This window comes from Xenorhabdus japonica, assembly GCF_900115195.1.
Classification (GTDB): Bacteria; Pseudomonadota; Gammaproteobacteria; order Enterobacterales; family Enterobacteriaceae; genus Xenorhabdus; species Xenorhabdus japonica.
Window position 1 is genome coordinate 23,051 of record NZ_FOVO01000031.1, and the last position, 17,989, is coordinate 41,039.

The following is a 17,989-nucleotide window of genomic DNA, read 5'->3' on the forward strand; positions in this document are numbered from 1 at the left end:
GAGGGCAGGATATTCCACCCTCAAAAACGATTATTTAGCGAGCACTCTAACACCATCCGCAGTACCTACCAGTACCACGTCAGCTCCTCGATTAGCAAAAAGACCCACCGTTACCACGCCAACGATTCCATTGATTTTATTTTCTAACGCCACAGGATCAACAATAGAAAGGTTGTGAACATCCAGAATATCATTGCCATTGTCTGTCACTACGTTTTCACGATAAACGGGTGTTCCACCTAGTTTCACCAACTCACGGGCCACATAAGCTCGTGCCATCGGGATGACTTCAATTGGCAGGGGGAATTTGCCTAACACATCGACTTGCTTAGACGAATCAATAATACAGATAAATTTCTTTGCAACCGCTGCAATGATTTTTTCTCGGGTTAATGCTGCACCACCGCCTTTGATCATCTGCATTTGATCATTAATTTCATCAGCGCCATCAACATAAATATCCAAAGTGTCAACCTCATTGCAGTCAAACACAGGGATGCCAAGACTTTTCAATTTTTCTGTTGATGCTTCAGAGCTAGATACTGCACCTTCAATTTTATCTTTGATAGTTCCTAACGCATCAATAAAATGCGCAGCCGTAGAGCCTGTACCAACACCGACAATTGTGTCTGGCTTAACGTATTCCAATGCCGCCCAACCTACTGCTTTTTTCAGTTCATCCTGAGTCATATCGATCACAGCCTATAATCAGTTACAAGAAAAAATCTGATAGCTAGTATAAACAATATTGGCTCATATCATGAAAAAATATGGCATAGTGCTATTTAGGCCACATAATGGTTTTAACGCTTCAAGATCTTAGGCTATATCACACAAATTGGGCTACATCACAAAAGAGCAAACACGGAGAATCTTATTTTCAATGAAACGTCCTGATTATCGATCATTGCAAGCATTAGATGCAGTGATTAGAGAACGTGGTTTCGAGCGAGCAGCGCAAAAACTTTGTATTACCCAATCAGCGGTATCCCAGAGAATCAAACAATTAGAAAATATGTTTGGTCAACCGCTATTGGTACGCACTGTGCCTCCCCATCCCACAGAACAAGGGCAAAAGCTGCTTGCGCTATTACATCAGGTAGAACTGTTGGAAGCGCAATGGCTCGGCGATGAAAATAGTAATGAGATCCCGTTATTACTTTCCCTTGCAGTTAATGCAGATAGCTTGGCAACATGGCTTTTACCAGCTCTCCATCCTGTTTTGTCTGATTTGCCCATTCGACTAAATATTCAGGTGGAAGATGAAACCCGGACTCAAGAGCGTTTACGGCGGGGCGAAGTCGTCGGGGCGATTAGTATTCAGTCTCAGCCTCTGCCAAGCTGTTTGGTTGATAAATTAGGTGCTCTGGATTATCTGTTTGTTGCCTCTCCAGAGTTTGCAAACCGTTTTTTCCAGAGTGGAGTCACCCGTTCGGCACTACTGAAAGCTCCTGCTGTTGCATTCGACCATTTAGATGATATGCATCAAGCATTTTTACAGCAGAATTTTGATTTATCACCGGGAAGTGTGCCCTGCCATATCATGAATTCTTCCGAAGCATTTGTTCAATTGGCAAAACAAGGTTCGACTTGTTGTATGATCCCACACCTGCAAATCGACAAGGAGCTGAAAGCCGGTGAGTTAGTCGATCTAACTCCAGGGCTGTACCAACGCCGTATGCTTTATTGGCATCGTTTTGCCCCAGAAAGCGGAGCGATGAGAAAAGTCACTGACGCCCTGCTAAAACTAGGGCGCCAGATGTTACGTCAGGAAGATGATGCTAATTAACGCTGTAACTCAAAAACCGCATCAACATGATCAGAAAACTCAATGCTCTGAGGTTCGTAAGTTTCACTGGCCGAATCAGAAGCTGGTGCTGCCAACAGAGCTGTCCGATATTTCAGACGGCTCATTGGTACAGGCACAGCTTCAGGTGCACGATAATTAATACTATATACAGGGCCTAACTTACCGTTGAACCCTTTTGCCAACACAGTTGCCTGTTGAATGGCATTCTGAATAGCTTTTTGTCTGGCTTCATCACGATAACGTTGTGGATTATCTACACTAAACTGAACGGAGCTAATTTCATTCAAACCTGCTTTCAAGGCTCCATCCAGTAAAGCATTCAGTTTATCCAATTTGTGAACTTTCACTTCAACTGAACGTGACGCTTTATAACCCGTAATACTTGATTTTCCCGTCTTTTGTTCATATTGATATTCTGGCTGAGTGCGCAAATTGGCAGCATCAATATCTTTCTTTTCGATGCCACTACTTTTCAGAAAATCAAAATATTTCGCGACGCGTGCATCTACTTTTTTCTTTGCATCTGCCGCACTTTTTTGAGTTTCACTCACATAGATCATCAACGTAGCCATATCTGGTGCCGCTTTAACTATCGCGTTGCCAGAAGTGGAAATATGTGGAACAGAGAGCGAATCAGCAGCGGAAGCAGTTATGTAAGATAAGCTTCCCAAAGCCATTATCGTGGCTAATACCAGTGATTTACGTTTCACAAAACCTCCTTAAATACAACAAAGTTACATTAGTAAGGTGCTTGCAAAAACATTAGCACACTATTTATAGAGAAGTATTGTAATCAATAAAAAATCTATATCCTTGCTTAATTAATCCCCAAGCGATGTACCACATCACACAGCCAACAAAAATATTGATAATTCGTTGTGATCGAGGCTGATTAAGCACAGGTGAAAACCACGCGGACAAGTATGATAATGCAAAAAACCAGCTGATCGATGCCATTACCGCTCCGGTGGTGAACCACGGTCTAAGCTCTGCTGATAATTGTCCCCCTACGCTTCCCAATACAACAAAGGTATCCAAATAAACATGGGGATTCAGCCATGTTACTGCGAATAACGTTACTATGACTCGCCAACGGCTTTGAATAATTTTTTCAGTACGGGACAGTTCGACTTCCGCTGATAGCGCTGTTCGAAAAGCTCCCCATCCATACCATAATAAAAACGCAACACCGCCCCATGTTACAGCCTGCAATAAAAGTATCGATTGCCCCAGCAAAGCACTTCCACCAAATATCCCCGCAGCAATGAGGAGAGCATCACTGGCAGAGCATAACGCGGCACTCATTAAATGGAACTGCTTCCTGCTCCCTTGCTGCATTACAAATACATTTTGTGGCCCAAGCGGGAGAATCATCGCAGCACTGAGAAAAAAGCCCTGGATAAATATCGAAAACATGCAAAGATCCCTAATAAATATTCAATTAGTTACGTTATCCATGCATATTAGGCAAGATTAGGTATTAGGAGAAATGAATCATTCTAATGCATCATCAGAAAAAATAATGGTAGTTTTATTCAAACTTAAAATCAAAAAATGAGAGAAACCTAATTTGGTGTGAGAAAGAGAAATTCTCACACCGCGATATTTTAATTATTCATCTGCCTTCTTCTGTAAGGCCATATTTTGCTGATGCAGATAAACATCCATTTGTGGGAATGGAATATTGATATTGTGCTTATCCAAAGCACACTTAAAGTTTTCCATCAAATCCCAATATACATTCCAGGCATCACCATTGATAGTCCATACACGAACCACAAAATTCAATGATGAAGGCGCCATTTCATGCAGGCGAATAGTGACACCTTTTTCATGTTGAATGCGTTTATCTTCTTTAATCACATCACCCAACACTCTTTTTACTTCATCAATATCCGCGTTATACGCAACTCCCACCATAATTTGGGTACGGCGGTTAGGTTCACGGCTGGTATTAATAATATTGTCCGCAATAATCTTCCCGTTGGGAATCACAACGATACGGTCATCTGCCGTGAGCAATGTTGTCGAGAAAATCTGTACTTGCACGACAGTTCCTTCCACCGCTCCAATAACGACATATTCACCAGTACGAAGTGGACGAAAAATCACCAATAAAACACCGGCTGCAAAATTAGACAGTGAACCTTGTAATGCCAGACCAACCGCCAAACCTGCGGCACCGATTACTGCAATCACAGACGCAGTCTGAATTCCCAATTTCCCAAGAACGGCGATAATCGTAAACGCTATAATGGCATAACGAATAATCGCGGATAGAAAATCAGAAATAGTGGCATCAATGCCACGCAATGACATAACACGCTTAACTGCTTTACTAACCAATTTAGCTACAAATAAGCCAACGATAAGAATCAAAATGGCAGATACAATGTTTACCGCATACTGAATCAATAGATCCTGATTGCTGGCAAACCAACTTGCCGCTTTATCAATCTCATTTGACAGATTGATCTCTTCCATACAAAGCCCACCGTTATTGTTGGAACCTATTCCCATTCAATGCTGTAACTCGCAAGCAACACCAGCAACAGACATAAGTTCCTATTCAAAAATAGGTTCCTGTTCAAAAAATAGAAAGCCACTGTCACAACACAAGCATGTGATAGATATAGATTATGGCAGAAAGCCTCCATTGATTGAACATTAATACTTATTCTCTCTTTTTTTGCAAAATAAATTCTCTGTAATCAGCCAACATATTGATAAAATCGTCTGTCCCACAAAAAGCCAAACTCTCATTATCATAGTAACTCATTCCTTCTTCTATAACTTCTGTATCAAATTGGAGTTGGTTAGCCCTGACCATAATCTCATCTTCGCTCATCAATAGCGTATATTCATGACCAGACAACTGCCACTGACGCTCACTACCTTTAATCTCTTGCAAAGCTACAGTGATTTTATCCAATATACTCAAATCATCTTTCACTTCTTCATTCAACCAATGACCGATAGCTTCATGATCCATTGAAAAGAATGTTGTTACCTGACCGGTAATATCCTGCATAAATTCATATTCCATCACATACCTCCCATTATTACAGACTCCAAATAACCCGTTTGGATTTTAAACATTTCTGCTACTTCCACCTCTGAGGCAGTCCACAAACTGATACAAAAAATGACAGACACAAAAAAGGGAGGCATTTGCCTCCCCATTCATTGCAATATACTTTTTTATACTGCGGTTTGGAAGATCACATCATCCGCTTTTTCAGTGTATTGGCTCAGTTGATCAAAATTGAGGTAGCGATAAGTATCTGCTGCGGTTTCATCAACCTTATCCATAAACTGCAAATACTCTTCTGGCGTTGGCAAGCGCCCCAACAAAGAAGCTACTGCAGCCAATTCCGCAGACGCAAGGTAAACATTTGCACCTGTACCAAGGCGGTTAGGGAAGTTACGGGTAGAAGTGGATACTACGGTTACACCATCAGCCACGCGCGCCTGATTTCCCATACACAATGAACAACCTGGGATCTCAATGCGTGCCCCACTCTTGCCAAAGACGCTGTAATAGCCTTCTTCCGTTAACTGTGCTGCATCCATCTTAGTCGGAGGAGCAACCCACAAGCGAGTCGGTAGCTGGCCTTTGTGCTGATCCAGCAATTTACCTGCTGCACGGAAGTGACCAATATTGGTCATGCAAGAGCCAATGAAAACTTCGTCAATTTTGCTGTTAGCAACTTCAGATAACAAACGCGCATCATCAGGATCGTTAGGCGCGCACAAAATGGGTTCTTTAATGTCCGCCAGATCGATTTCAATAACAGTAGCGTATTCAGCATCTGCATCCGCTTCCAACAATTGAGGATCTTTCAGCCAGTTTTCCATGCCTATAATACGGCGCTCCAATGTCCGGCGATCACCATAACCTTCCGCAATCATCCATTTCAGCAATACAATGTTCGATTGCAGATATTCAATGATTGGTTCTTTATCCAGTTTAATGGTACATCCTGCCGCAGAGCGTTCCGCCGATGCATCAGCCAACTCAAATGCCTGCTCGACTTTAAGTTCTGGCAAACCTTCAATCTCAAGAATACGGCCAGAGAAAATGTTTTTCTTGCCTTTCTTCTCAACAGTCAACAGACCTTGTTGGATCGCATAGTAAGGAATGGCATGAACCAGATCACGCAAAGTAATTCCTGGCTGCATTTTTCCTTTAAAACGAACCAGTACGGATTCTGGCATATCCAATGGCATTACGCCCGTTGCGGCAGCAAATGCCACCAGCCCTGAACCAGCCGGGAAAGAAATGCCAATTGGGAAACGAGTATGGGAATCTCCGCCTGTGCCCACAGTATCTGGCAGCAACATGCGGTTCAACCATGAATGGATAATACCATCACCCGGACGCAGAGATACCCCACCACGGTTCATAATGAAATCAGGCAAAGTGTGATGTGTAGTCACATCCACAGGTTTTGGATAAGCGGCTGTATGGCAGAATGACTGCATAACCAGATCCGCAGAGAAGCCCAGACACGCCAAATCTTTCAATTCATCCCGTGTCATTGGCCCAGTGGTATCCTGAGAGCCAACAGAGGTCATCTTAGGTTCACAATATTCCCCCGGACGGATACCGACTGTACCACAAGCACGGCCAACCATTTTCTGTGCCAATGAGAAGCCACGATCGCTTTTCGCAACTGCTTTTGCCTGACGGAATACATCACTATGTGGCAAATCCAGTGATTCACGTGCTTTGCCAGTCAAACCACGACCGATAATCAATGGAATACGGCCACCGGCACGTACTTCATCAATCAGGACATCGGTTTTCAATTCAAAAGTAGATAGCAACTCATTTGTTTCATGATCGCGGATTTCACCTTTATGGGGGTAGATATCAATCACATCACCCATATTAAGTTTAGAAACATCTACCTCAATTGGTAACGCACCTGCATCTTCCATAGTGTTGAAGAAAATGGGGGCAATTTTTCCACCCAGTACCACGCCTGCCCCACGTTTATTGGGTACAAACGGAATGTCTTCTCCCATGAACCACAAAACGGAGTTAGTTGCCGATTTACGAGAAGACCCCGTACCAACAACATCACCAACGTAGGCTAATGGATAGCCTTTTTTGTTCAGTGCTTCGATTTGTTGAATCGGCCCTACAACACCGGCTTGATCAGGCTCAATACCTTCACGGGCATTCTTGAGCATTGCCAAAGCATGTAGAGGAATATCAGGACGTGACCACGCATCAGGAGCAGGAGATAGATCATCGGTGTTTGTTTCACCCGTGACCTTAAAGACTGTAACTGTGATTTTTTCTGCCAATTCAGGGCGTTCAAGGAACCATTCTGCATCAGCCCATGATTGAATGATCTGTTTGGCATGAGCATTACCCGCTTTTGCTTTTTCTTCCACATCATAGAAACTGTCGAACATCAGCAAAGTATGAGAAAGTGCTTTCGCCGCAATCGGAGCTAGTTTTTCATCATCAAGGGCATCAATTAAAGCGTGGATATTATATCCACCCTGCATAGTCCCCAATAATTCAATGGCTTTTTCCTTTGTAACCAAAGGAGAGGCCGTTTCCCCCTTAGCAACGGCAGCAAGGAAACCTGCTTTCACATAAGCGGCTTCATCTACACCAGGGGGAACACGATTGGTCAGTAGATCTACCAGGAAATCTTCTTCACCTTTAGGTGGGTTCTTCAGTAATTCGACCAGCGATGCTACTTGAGCTGCGTCTAACGGTTTAGGGACGATGCCTTGAGCTGCACGCTCGGCTACGTGCTTGCGGTATTCTTCTAGCACGACTTTCTCCTCGCTCTCATTGTCATTTTATATACCCGGCTGTCTGCACCCGGTAACGATCATTGAAAACGATCATCCAAAAACAATCACCTAAAACAATCATCAAGGGTGCCAGGTCAGAGGATTTTGCTCGCATAACATTGGAATTATGCCCAGCTTCGGGCGCTTAGCATACCAAAATTTGAATAGCATGTTAATTCATTCACATAAAATCAACATTGAACAATGATAAAACTTCAACGTTCAGAGTAGATTATTTCTGCACCATTAGTGATATTGATTAAAATTATATGAAGATTCTACTTATGAACAATCCGGTCTTTAAGGTAAATTAAAGTCTAAAAAATTATATGTTCAATTACGGTGAAATCTCACATGCAAAATCCTTTCTAATCGCTGATTGAAGATTTTCTTTTGTTTCCCTTATCCAGGTTCTACTTTGCTCATTCATGATAAAAAGTACCGGAGAACTATTTTCAACAAGCATTTTCATCTTGTTATAAATGGGATATTCACGTCCCAACGTAACAAAAATGGATTTTCGCAAGGGCATGAGATACTGCGGGTTTGACTCAGGTCCCTGTAAAGCACCCGGAATAGGCTTTGAGCTTGAAACCATATAATCTTTTGATGCCATAACATTCGCCAGCTCTTTGACCTTTGATAGCTCTTTATCAGTTCGATTTTGCTTCGGATACACTCCGACAATATCAGCATAAAATAGAGAATTACTTTCGGTATTATTCGATAATGGCATCACTTTGAACTCGATATTATCTAGGGTTCCACTACTCATAACTGCCATTGATTCAGTGAAACCCACAAACGCTCTGCCATGCCCTTTTTCAAACCATTCACCATGCTGATAACTAGCTGTCTCCTTAGTGGAATTGTCATAGCTAGACATCTCCATAATGGATCTTAAATTTGCTGTTGCATCAGCATCAAACTCAGCAGAATTGAATGGCAGGTTCATTGGCATCTGATTATAGATACTATAAACTGCCTGCAAATATAAGCTGGCATTTGTCGTTGAACCACTCATATCCACCATTAATCCTGTCTTATTCGGTGGAACCTGACCTGTATATTGGCAGGAATTTAATGTTGTTTTTAGTTGGGTTAATGTCTGAGCTATATGCACTTCAGTATCATTAGCCTGATAAAACAACAGACGAGCACATCCCACTTGAGGAATTCCCCAATATAATTCCGTGCCTACCATTTTGATTCCATCTACTGCGTAATCAAAGAAATCATCAAAATCATCAATATCCGACTTTACCAGAGGCAACAACCAGCCATTATGAGCAAAATAATTCATATTAATTGCATCAAATACATAAACATCCAATTGGTCTGATGGATTTGTATTATAGCCCCCGTCCCAAACTTCCTTAGATACAAAAATGAGGTTGTCATCTGGATATCTTTGTTTCCAAATTTTAGTCAGTTCTGTCTGAAACTGCTCTACGCGAGGTACCCAAGGATATAAACCGACACTAATATCTTGAGCAAATGCTGAACCAATTGCCAAGATAGAAACAAACCAAGATACAATGAGATACTTAACTTGCCTAAACTTTAAAATATTCACATTTATTCCCTTACAATTGAGGAGATTAGTCTCTGGTGTAATGTAATTTGGTTTTTATAAATTTCATCAAAAATGACCAAATTGCCGATAGAACAACCAGAGCCATTCCCCAAAAATGATAACTACTGAATGGCTCTGATAGTATGAAAACTGCCATAAGAGCTGTTGCCGCCGGACCAAATGCTCCCATAACTGCAACCTGATTAGTGCCAATGCAATTAATGGCTTCACTCAAGAGAAAAGAAGGGGCAATAGTACAAACTATTGCGATCGTCAAAGAAAGTAACAAGACTTGTAGGGTTAGATTTATGTCTTTCCATCCCTCTTCTGTTAGAAAATGTATAAATACACATACGCTCGCGGCCCCCATCGCAATACTAGTGAACATAGTGCTTGGTATTTTAGACATAAAACGTTTACTAAAGACCATGTAACAAGCAAAAGCCAGTGCCCCTCCAACGGCATATACTGCTCCAAACAATACACCGGAAGTATCTCCGAAGTTGAACTCATACGATAAGAGCAGAATAATACCGCTATAACTCAAGAAAAGCGTCAACCACATATCTTTTTTAAATGTTTCTTTAAACAAAAACCAATTTATAAAACAAACAAATATTGGATAGGTAAACGAGAGTAATCCGGAAAGTTGCGCACTTAAATAATTCAGACTTTTCAGATCGAAGAAGCTTGATAAGTAGTAACCAACAACACCAATCAAACAACACAAGTACCAGTTAGACTTAATTGATTGCGCCTGTTTGAAAGTAAGTTTTGCATAAACCCTTATTCCAATAAGGATGTAAATTGGCAATATAAAGAACATCCTGAGTGCCATAACACTGATGCTATCAATACCATTTTTATACATAATTTTCACAATAATGCCTTTAAGTGAATATAGGCAAGTTGCTATCACTGCCAATAATAAGCCAAAAGCATATCTGTTGGATCTCAATCTACTTAAACTCACTAATACCATCTTAATTTACCTTCGAAACTAATCATGTAGAACCCATTATCAGCATCGTTGTAACAAGTAAAGGATTTCACCAACAAATATCGAGCATCTAGAATTTAGTAGCTTTGAACATTACGAAAGGTGGATAATATTGTAGGCCTTCAGTATCCTTTGAAGTATCCACGTCACTGTATTCAAAAAGTTCAATAGTTTTAAACCCGGCCTCGGTCAAAATTTCGTAATATGTATCTTTATGCCAATGCGTGTCTGAAATCTCAAAAATACTTCCATCTGGCAGATCTAAATACACTAATCTTCGTTCTCCATCATTATATTTTTTATTTGGCTCACCGTTCATGAAAGAACTGAACTTAATCCCGGTTGAATCCGGATTAGTATCCAATACGTAAAAAATGCTACCAGATTTTAATGTCCTATGAACTTCTTTAACTATTTTCAAAAGATCAGATTTTTCATTATTATTGATGAAAACATAACAACATATAGCGGCGTCGAAAGTATTATCCTTGAAGCTAAGGACACCCGTATTGATTTGATGATAAGAACTATTACCACGATTGATGTTATTGGAAGCTTTATCCACCATAGTTTGTGAGATATCCACCCCCGTTACCGCCTTTATGCCTCCAGCAATTAGCCGACGTGACACTTTCCCACCACCACAACCGTAATCAAGAACTGATATATTTTGGCCCAAGCTCTCCTTAAGGTTCTCAATTAACGGTTTGTACCCAAGTCTCTCCTCCAAATAATCATCATATTGATCAAATAAGTTTGAAACCTCTTCATTCATCCAATTAGTACCCATTTATTACCTCATATTCATTTATGTGTAGTAATAATCAACAAAGTCTAGATTTGACCTATTTCAATCTGTTCAATAAAAAAGATCTGTGAAATGGATGGACACTTTCAATCAGCATATCAGGCACACTCCTCCCAATTTGGAAATAAGTATTTACTTTAAAGAGACGGAGAATTTCTATCCAATACTCGTCTAATGGAAGATGATTTATATCGTTCAAAGACAATTCAGAGCAACGAATTTTCTTCTCATATTCGAGAACTTTGGATACCACTGAAAAATCTGATTTAGGCATTACAGGCAGTGAACATATTGGCTCAAATGTTTTAAATGGAAGCTCGAGTATGGATTGGACTTTCTCTTGATTAGGCTGGTATATATGAATCGAGCCCACGTTATGAGTATATTGCCCCACTTCACACCCAAGCATTGAAGCTATGAACTCTTGAATGAAAGTGAATGAAAAAATATCTCCTAACATACCCACATACGCATCATTAGCCCGCATATATGCAACCATGTGTAGTTTTCCTTCACGCAAGAGCAATTGCAGTCCTAAAGTGCATGATACGTCTATATTAGTCTTATAGATATCTTCATCAGCACTGAATATTTGGATAAATACTCTCTTACTATCAGCGTCATCATTTTTGATAATATCGACAGCTCTAGCAATTTGGTTCAGGTCGTCAGATCCGAAGTGCAACAGTTTTTTTCCATAGCCAGTGCCAGGCAGAGTTTTCCCATCTGCTGAATATTTGGCCATAGACGGAGCATACCAATATATAAAATCAAGATCATTCTTTCCTGAAAGATACCATAGAGCTTCTGCATAATTGAAAATTACATTTTGCTTTCTCATAGGATGAAAGCAATATCGCGATAATGGGTTTGTCAATTTACAACTAAAACCAAGAACCTCACGTTCGGAATGCCCACGTGGGCTATTTTCAAATTCATAGTTATTACTAATCAGATCAAGTGTCTCAATGTACAATTGATTAAATGTGTCATAACGATTCATGAACGTTCTCGAATTCTTCAATTAACATCTCTATTTGGGTGATATCAACACCAGCTTCTTTTCTGTAACTCAATATCTTAACTGACGTGATTTCACCCAACCCTTGGACTAAAAAAGCGTATTCTTCGTTCTCTTCAAGCAAAAGCACTATTGGCTTTTTCATCGCTGATGCCCAACCCATTTCAATATGAGTACCGGGTGAGGCAGGGGCTCCAGGGAAGGCTACAAAATAGTCACATTTACTAATTTCTTCGTAATCAATGAGTGTGCATTGAGAAGGTGCCATAAACTCACGTCCCCATTTTTCACGCTTATGAGCACAATGCACAGACCATCCTCGCTCTTCAAAATATTCGATGATACTTTGGAATTGATCGATATCTTTATGTGACATAACATGACATTCAGGATCTACTAATGCTTTAAACGGTCCAGCTAAAAACATCTTTTTCATATATTATGGGCCTTATTCTGATGTTAATTAGCTCGTGTTCTGATAATTGCTTCAGCTTCCCGAGCTACTGTTGCAACATGTTCAATTAGTGTTTCTGATTGACTGTAAATATCTCTGAAACTCATCCAGCGGCATTCCAGTGCATCGTCTCCAGCAACAGGAGTTCCCGATAAATAACTACAGAGAAGTGGTACTAAGATAAAGTGGTGGTGGATACCGTCACTATCAAATTCATTGACTTCGACTATAGAAAGAATTTTTTCTACTGTAGCTATTAATTGAGTTTCTTCTTTGAGTTCTCTTAGAGCACCATCCTTTAGACTTTCACCAGGCAGTACAGAGCCGCCAGGAAAACCCCAACCAAGCCGCTGAGGTTGTTTATTCCTCTTAACCAATAAGATTTTGTCGTTATGATATACAATGGCTAACGTAGCAACCTTGGGCTCAGATAGCGCTTTGGGGCCTTCATTTGCTCTCATAATCAAACTCACCTCTTTGATATTACTGAATTTAAAATTTAATCCTTATCTGGCTTCAAGACTTGCCATAGCGATGAGCGCGATATCTCCATCCCAATAATTACGAAGATTTCTCGCTGCATTCCACGCACGTAAGCCGGATCTACACGCTAAAACAGCTCTCTGCCCAGACTCTGGAATAAAGCTTCCATCACAAAACTCATCAACCGACATCCTTAACGCATCAGGGTATACAGGAGTTGGCGCTTCATCTTTCCCCCGAAGATCTATTATCAGATCCTTGGAAGTTAGTGATGATATTGATATGAAATAGAATGGGGCTGATTTTGGCTCTTCAGCATTATCAAAGCGAAAACTTGAAAATGCATAAGTATCTAAATCAGCAATTACCATTTGACCCAAAGGCGATGAAGATAAGTGCAGTAAAGTCCCGATTGCCATTTGTGCCTGCAAAGCACCTATTATTGCGACTACAGGACCTAAGACTCCCGCCGTGGCACAAGTAGCCGTATTATTTGGTATATCAGGGAAAACGGCTCTGAAAGAAGGAGCGGATGCGCAAAACCCTCCCACATAACCTTTAAGGCCAAGAACAGTGGCAGAGATAAGCGGCTTTTCTAGCAATGAACAAGTATCCGATAGCATGTAGCTAACTGCATAACTATCAGCACAGTCTAAAACGACATCGGCATTACTCACCAATAAACGAGCATTATCTGGATGTAATGTCGTGGCATGGGTAAGAACTTCAACTTCAGAATTAAGTTTATTTAGAACTATCTTTGCGGCATCTACTTTCTTCAGGCCGACTAAGCTCTCGTTATAAAGAGGTTGTCGATGCAAGTTAGTAAGCTCCACAACATCAGGATCAACGACAACTAAGGTACCAACTCCAGCTCCGCACAAATATTGAAGTACTGGTGAAGCAAGGCCACCAGCACCAATAACCAAAATCTTAGCGTTAGAAATCCTTGCTTGCCCGCTCTTTCCCACTTGCTGTAGTACTTGCTGCCTATCATAACGATTCAATGCCTTGCCCTCTTGTTATAGTGAGCCACTCTTTCACTCGATTTACTGGATCAACATTCAATGTAATATCCGTTAATACAGAAATGATGTCAGCGCCTGCGTCAAATACGTCGTTTGCAAACTCTACCTTCATTCCACCAATAGCAACCAACGGAATGTCACCAAGGGCTTGCTTCCACTTTGATACTCGACTTAATCCTTGGGGACTCCACTTCATTTTCTTAAGAATAGTTGGGTAGACTGGACCAAAAGCAATATATTCAGGGTTTAATGCGATCGCCTTTCTTAGATCTTCATCATCATGTGTGCTGACCCCCAACCGCATGTTTGCACGACGAATTTGGTCTAAATCTGCTTCTTCCAAATCCTCTTGACCAAGATGAATAAAGTCACACCCTTCCTCAATGGCGATTTGCCAATAATCATTAACGATCTAGGTACAGTTAAATCGAGAACATATTATTTTCGATTTCCTGATTTCGTTACGTATATGCTTAATATCTTCATCTTTAATTCGTAATTGGATTTGCTTTATTCCTAACGGGACTACTAACTCAACCCACGTCGCACTATCGACAATTGGATAAAATGGATCTAGTTTCATGTTAAATAGGCCTTACCAAATACAGGGGTAGAAGGCTCTGCCATATCTCTCTTTTCAATTGGCTTAGCCAAATAACAAAATCGACCTGCCTCAACTGCATTAGCAAATGCCTGAGCCATCATTACTGGATCACCAGCACGCGCTACAGCGGTATTTAGCAGGATCATGTCATAGCCTAATTCCATTGCCGCCGCCGCATGAGAAGGCAAGCCTATTCCTGCATCAATAACCAAGGGAATATCAGGAAAGTGGGCGCGGAGAGTTCTCAAACCGTAGATGTTATTTAGTCCTCGGCCAGAACCGATCGGAGCACCCCAAGGCATAAGGATTTCACAGCCTGCTTGCAGTAATTTCTCTGCTACTGAGAGATCTTCAGTGCAATATGGAAAGACTTTAAAGCCATCAGCACATAAAATCTTTGCTGCTTCAGCAAGACCGTAAACATCAGGCTGTAAAGTGTCTTCGTTAGCAATAATTTCTAATTTGATCCAGTCAGTGCCAAAAATTTCTCTTGCCATGTGCGCAGTAGTTACTGCTTCTTTTACCGTATGGCAGCCCGCTGTATTAGGGAGCACTCGAACATTTAATGTTTTAATTAATGACCAGAAACTTTGTCCTGCCTTATTTTTCCCTGACTCTCTACGAAGAGAAACGGTGACAATCTCCACTCTGGAGGCTTTAACGGCTTCTGACAAAATTGTTGGCGATGGATATTGAGATGTTCCAAGCATCATACGGCTGTACAGTTCTGTATCGTATATTTTGAGCACATTAGCCTCCTTGCATTGGTGCCAAAATTTCAATTTTGTCTGCACTTTTTATTTCAAATTCATCACGCTCTTGCACACTTACAAAATTACCGTTTACAGCTGTTACTAGAACTGTATCTACATACCCAAGCTCTTCAAGAATTTGTCCCAAATTAGAACCTGAAACAGATACCTCTAAACCATTAACTAGAATATTCATCGATTGACTCCGGAATGTTAGCGCCTTCAAAAACAGCTTTTGCCGCCATTTGTGCCATTGAAGGTGACAATAAAAAGCCATGACGATAGAGACCATTCACACAAAGAATCTCACCTTTCCAATAGACACGCGGGAGATTGTCTGGAAATGCAGGTCTTGCATCGACACCTATTTCTATAATTTCAGCTTCATGAAAACTTGGATGAAGAGCAAATGTTGAACCAAGTAGTTCAAACATGGATCGTGCAGAAATTCGTTCACGCTCTTCATTCTCAATCATAGTTGCACCAACCATATAATCACCATCACCACGCGGCACTAAGTACAAAGGTATTCTTGGATGCAGTAATCGAATGGGTCTGTTAATCTTTATGTCATTACTGTGAATCAAGAGCATTTCACCTTTGACCCCGCGTAATGTTTTTGATATGTCACGAGCCTCCAGGCCGCGGCAATCAACAACTAAATCGGTTCCTCTAACATCGCTGATATTAGCTTCATTATTGAATACAAACTCGACGCCCAATCTCTCCAATTTTTCAGATAACTGAATAATTGCTTTACGAGGGTTTAAGAAAGCCTCGTCTTTAAAAAAAAGTCCCCTATGAAAGCGATCGGCAAGGTCTGGCTCAAGTTCTGCAATTTGGTCTGAATAAACACTTTCGTAATTCTCAGTTTTATTGGCAAAAGTCTTCAGTTCAGAAATATCACGTCCCAAAGCAAGTACAAGGGTACCTGATGAGACAAGTGTTTCGGTATGATTCGCCCACCAATCAATAGCACGTTGTCCTAAGTTAACGACTGAAAGCTCCGCACTTTCACCTTCACACCATGGTGCCAGCATTCCACCAGCCCACCAAGAGCACGCCTCAGCGCCCACTCTAGACCCACGCTCAAGAATCCGGACATTTCCCCCTCTCGCAGTGAACTCTGCCGCACAAGCAAGACCCGCAACACCAGCCCCTATGATTGTAATGTGCATAGTTTCTCACCCCATTTATTAAAAAAGTGATGAACTGGGCCATGACCGAAACCTATTCTTAACTTATTAGATTCTAAGATAGCCTGATGTAAATAATCTTTTGCCTCGGTTACTGCTTCAACTAAGCCCAATCCATTCGCCATAAAAGCGGCGATCGCAGCAGAAAGAGTGCATCCAGTACCATGCGTATTCTTAGTATCGATTCTTATTGCCGTGAGATTTATTGTCTGCTGTTCGGGTAAAATGAGTAAATCCACGCAATTATTGCTATTGAAATGTCCTCCTTTCATCAATACACCTTTAGCTCCAAGTTTTAGTAATTCTCTTCCTTGGCTTTCAGCTTCAGCCAAAGTTCTGGCTTCTTCTTGCCCAAGCAAGACCGCTGCTTCAGGTAAATTAGGTGTTATCAACGTTGCCAACGGAAGCAAATCTGTTCTAAAGATTGACATTGCTTCCTCTTGTAGCAAGGCGTCACCAGATTTGGCCATCATCACTGGATCAAGGATTATAGGTCCACAATAAAACCTTAAAACCTCGACTATCGCTTTGATAATTTCAAAAGTGAGAACCATTCCAATTTTGATTGCATGAACAGCAATATCCTCTAAGACGGATTCTAATTGTGTTGCCACAGAAATAGCTGGAACACTATAAATGTTCCTAATTCCAACTGTGTTTTGGGAAGTTAAAGCAGTGATCACTGTCGTCGCATAAACATCTAAGGCACTCATTGTTTTAATATCTGCTTGAATTCCAGCACCACCACCGCTATCAGAACCCGCTATTGACAAAGCTACCGGAGTTTTAATTAAGAGTATGTCTTCGTGGCACATCGTTATATCCTTAAATTTACAACTTCGACAAATAAGCTCCTTTCAAATCTAATTTTGAAAGTTCTCCAAAAAAATAACCGAATCAAATGAATAGGATTAACGGAATCTAAAATAACTAACAGATTATTATCTATAACTTTAATATATGTTGATTTTTTCTTTAATTTATCATCACCCCCTATAATCCATAAATTAAACTAGATAATAAAACATCAAAATAAAAAACATCACCGTATATGAATGGGGGTTATTTATAATATATTTATTTAAGCTATATCGTTACTTTTGGTTACATGATTTTATATATAATCAATCAGTTTGACTCCCAAACTTCCAAAAAACAGGTGTATTATCGTTAGGGAGTTTTATTTGCCATTTTTAATCTAGGTATTCTAAAAATCCTAACATATTGCATATATATTCTAACTTCTACATATATACTTCGTTTTTCAAGTTGTCTCTTTGTTGACGATGTAAAAAAGCAATATAGTAATAACACAAATATAACCATATTAATATGTATATTACTTGGATTCACATATTAAGCGCAACACCGTAATGAACGAAGTAAATGAGTGGGTATTCCTTTAAATAACTCATTCGGTGTTTTGTAATCTCGTGT

19 protein-coding genes are annotated in these 17,989 nt (G+C 40.5%); 1 reads left to right on the plus strand and 18 read right to left on the minus strand.

Features of this window, described 5'->3' with window-relative positions; translation table 11 throughout:
* Positions 1 to 30 precede the first annotated feature (30 nt).
* The gene (gene rpiA / locus BM135_RS12090) at positions 31 to 690 is read right to left on the minus strand and encodes a ribose-5-phosphate isomerase RpiA (protein WP_092519966.1); all 660 of its coding nucleotides are present in this window, start codon (positions 688 to 690) and stop codon (positions 31 to 33) included.
* A gap of 193 nt (positions 691 to 883) precedes the next feature.
* Here rpiA and BM135_RS12095 point away from each other — a divergent pair, with 193 nt between their 5' ends.
* A complete protein-coding gene (locus BM135_RS12095; protein ID WP_092519967.1) occupies positions 884 to 1,789 on the plus strand; it encodes a LysR family transcriptional regulator ArgP in 906 nt (301 codons plus the stop codon).
* Here BM135_RS12095 and BM135_RS12100 read toward each other — a convergent pair.
* From BM135_RS12100 to thiD, 17 genes are all read right to left on the minus strand, one after another.
* On the minus strand, positions 1,786 to 2,520 hold the full coding sequence (locus tag BM135_RS12100) for an oxidative stress defense protein (protein ID WP_092519968.1): 735 nt from the start codon (positions 2,518 to 2,520) through the stop codon (positions 1,786 to 1,788). The two genes, BM135_RS12095 and BM135_RS12100, sit on opposite strands and share 4 nt — an antisense overlap.
* A gap of 64 nt (positions 2,521 to 2,584) precedes the next feature.
* Complete coding sequence (argO, locus tag BM135_RS12105) at positions 2,585 to 3,226, minus strand: arginine exporter ArgO (RefSeq protein WP_092519969.1); 642 nt, start codon at positions 3,224 to 3,226, stop codon at positions 2,585 to 2,587.
* A gap of 195 nt (positions 3,227 to 3,421) precedes the next feature.
* Positions 3,422 to 4,294 carry a small-conductance mechanosensitive channel MscS gene (gene mscS / locus BM135_RS12110; RefSeq protein ID WP_092519970.1) on the minus strand — a complete coding sequence of 291 codons (873 nt, stop codon included), beginning with the start codon at positions 4,292 to 4,294 and terminating at the stop codon, positions 3,422 to 3,424.
* Between the two features lie 190 nt (positions 4,295 to 4,484).
* The gene (locus BM135_RS12115; protein WP_092519971.1) at positions 4,485 to 4,856 is read right to left on the minus strand and encodes a YacL family protein; all 372 of its coding nucleotides are present in this window, start codon (positions 4,854 to 4,856) and stop codon (positions 4,485 to 4,487) included.
* Positions 4,857 to 5,011: 155 nt separating this feature from the next.
* Positions 5,012 to 7,609 carry a bifunctional aconitate hydratase 2/2-methylisocitrate dehydratase gene (acnB, locus tag BM135_RS12120; RefSeq protein WP_092519972.1) on the minus strand — a complete coding sequence of 866 codons (2,598 nt, stop codon included), beginning with the start codon at positions 7,607 to 7,609 and terminating at the stop codon, positions 5,012 to 5,014.
* Between the two features lie 358 nt (positions 7,610 to 7,967).
* On the minus strand, positions 7,968 to 9,206 hold the full coding sequence (gene bcmE, locus BM135_RS12125) for a thiamine pyridinylase (protein ID WP_175486118.1): 1,239 nt from the start codon (positions 9,204 to 9,206) through the stop codon (positions 7,968 to 7,970).
* Between the two features lie 25 nt (positions 9,207 to 9,231).
* Positions 9,232 to 10,188, minus strand: coding sequence for a DMT family transporter (locus BM135_RS12130; protein ID WP_092519974.1), 957 nt, complete (start codon positions 10,186 to 10,188; stop codon positions 9,232 to 9,234).
* An 88-nt stretch (positions 10,189 to 10,276) separates the two neighbouring features.
* Entirely contained in the window at positions 10,277 to 10,996 is a 720-nt protein-coding gene (locus tag BM135_RS12135; RefSeq protein WP_092519975.1) for a class I SAM-dependent methyltransferase, read from the minus strand.
* Positions 10,997 to 11,051: 55 nt separating this feature from the next.
* Positions 11,052 to 12,017 carry a thymidylate synthase gene (locus BM135_RS12140; protein WP_092519976.1) on the minus strand — a complete coding sequence of 322 codons (966 nt, stop codon included), beginning with the start codon at positions 12,015 to 12,017 and terminating at the stop codon, positions 11,052 to 11,054.
* The gene (locus BM135_RS12145; protein WP_092519977.1) at positions 12,004 to 12,471 is read right to left on the minus strand and encodes a nucleoside 2-deoxyribosyltransferase; all 468 of its coding nucleotides are present in this window, start codon (positions 12,469 to 12,471) and stop codon (positions 12,004 to 12,006) included. The genes BM135_RS12140 and BM135_RS12145 overlap by 14 nt, the downstream gene beginning before the upstream one ends.
* A 23-nt stretch (positions 12,472 to 12,494) precedes the next feature.
* Complete coding sequence (locus BM135_RS12150; protein WP_092519978.1) at positions 12,495 to 12,950, minus strand: NUDIX hydrolase; 456 nt, start codon at positions 12,948 to 12,950, stop codon at positions 12,495 to 12,497.
* A gap of 45 nt (positions 12,951 to 12,995) precedes the next feature.
* Positions 12,996 to 13,979 (minus strand): HesA/MoeB/ThiF family protein, encoded by a 984-nt coding sequence (locus tag BM135_RS12155; protein WP_092519979.1) that lies wholly within the window; start codon positions 13,977 to 13,979, stop codon positions 12,996 to 12,998.
* Complete coding sequence (locus tag BM135_RS12160) at positions 13,966 to 14,412, minus strand: thiamine phosphate synthase (protein WP_217644299.1); 447 nt, start codon at positions 14,410 to 14,412, stop codon at positions 13,966 to 13,968. Before BM135_RS12160 ends, BM135_RS12155 begins: the two co-directional genes overlap by 14 nt.
* A 167-nt stretch (positions 14,413 to 14,579) precedes the next feature.
* Positions 14,580 to 15,353, minus strand: a complete 774-nt coding sequence (locus tag BM135_RS12165; RefSeq protein WP_092519980.1) for a thiazole synthase — start codon at positions 15,351 to 15,353, stop codon at positions 14,580 to 14,582.
* A 1-nt stretch (position 15,354) separates the two neighbouring features.
* Positions 15,355 to 15,552 (minus strand): sulfur carrier protein ThiS, encoded by a 198-nt coding sequence (gene thiS, locus BM135_RS12170; RefSeq protein WP_092519981.1) that lies wholly within the window; start codon positions 15,550 to 15,552, stop codon positions 15,355 to 15,357.
* A complete protein-coding gene (locus BM135_RS12175; protein WP_092519982.1) occupies positions 15,536 to 16,534 on the minus strand; it encodes an FAD-dependent oxidoreductase in 999 nt (332 codons plus the stop codon). The genes thiS and BM135_RS12175 overlap by 17 nt, the downstream gene beginning before the upstream one ends.
* Positions 16,516 to 17,367, minus strand: coding sequence for a bifunctional hydroxymethylpyrimidine kinase/phosphomethylpyrimidine kinase (gene thiD / locus BM135_RS12180; protein WP_092519983.1), 852 nt, complete (start codon positions 17,365 to 17,367; stop codon positions 16,516 to 16,518). Before thiD ends, BM135_RS12175 begins: the two co-directional genes overlap by 19 nt.
* Positions 17,368 to 17,989: the final 622 nt, after the last annotated feature.